1 protein-coding gene and 1 pseudogene are annotated in these 699 nt (G+C 39.5%); both read left to right on the top strand.

Features of this window, described 5'->3' with window-relative positions:
* Positions 1–86 precede the first annotated feature (86 nt).
* Positions 87–335 carry a hypothetical protein gene (locus tag ACFIJK_RS09420; protein ID WP_015857131.1) on the top strand — a complete coding sequence of 83 codons (249 nt, stop codon included), beginning with the start codon at positions 87–89 and terminating at the stop codon, positions 333–335.
* 2 nt (positions 336–337) lie between these two features.
* Positions 338–699: pseudogene (locus tag ACFIJK_RS09415) on the top strand (integrase); the annotation flags it as partial.

The raw sequence follows: 699 nt of genomic DNA, 5'->3' as shown, positions 1-699 counted from the left end.
TTCCTTTCTAGCAACACAAACAAAATTTTAACACCAGCGTGATTCACGCCACGAGTGAATTACATCTAAAATGAAGGGGAATAAACATGCCACACCGCCCACCTACTATCACGCAACCAGCTATTGCTCGTGCTTTAAGAGAAGCTAAAAAACAAGGATGTGAACTCATAGAAATCAAACCTACAGGGGAATTATTAATTCATATCAATAAAACCATAACACCAACAACGACAGATAATACTTATAGCATTGACGATTTTCCACCGCTTGAAAATGAACAAGAAGACTACGAGACCAGCAAAAGCTGCCCCTCTGTCGACGGTATAAAGTTTTAGCCATGCCAAAACGCCGTCCACCGCATCTTGTTCGTGAACGTACACGCCATGGTAAAGTTATATGGTATGTACGTATTGGTCATGGACCACGGTTTCGGATTGAAGGAACCTATGGAACGCAAGAGTTTGTTGATAATTATACGCTGGCTATTAAGCAAGCACAAAATGGCTCCTCCAAAACAAAGAGGCGTACCAGACTCACAGAAGGGTCTTTCGATTGGTTATTGCATCAGTATTTACAAAGCATGCAATGGCATAATCAATCAGAATCCACTAAAAAAGTTAAATATCGAATTCTGAATAATGTTTCTAAACATATCGGTGATCGTGCATATAAAAGCATAAACAAACAACACATTCTTGA

The organism is Bartonella sp. PS17NMGDW (assembly GCF_042193555.1).
GTDB classification, from domain to species: domain Bacteria; phylum Pseudomonadota; class Alphaproteobacteria; order Rhizobiales; family Rhizobiaceae; genus Bartonella; species Bartonella grahamii.
Note: the sequence above shows the minus strand (reverse complement) of the source record. Positions and strands in the feature narration are given on the sequence as shown.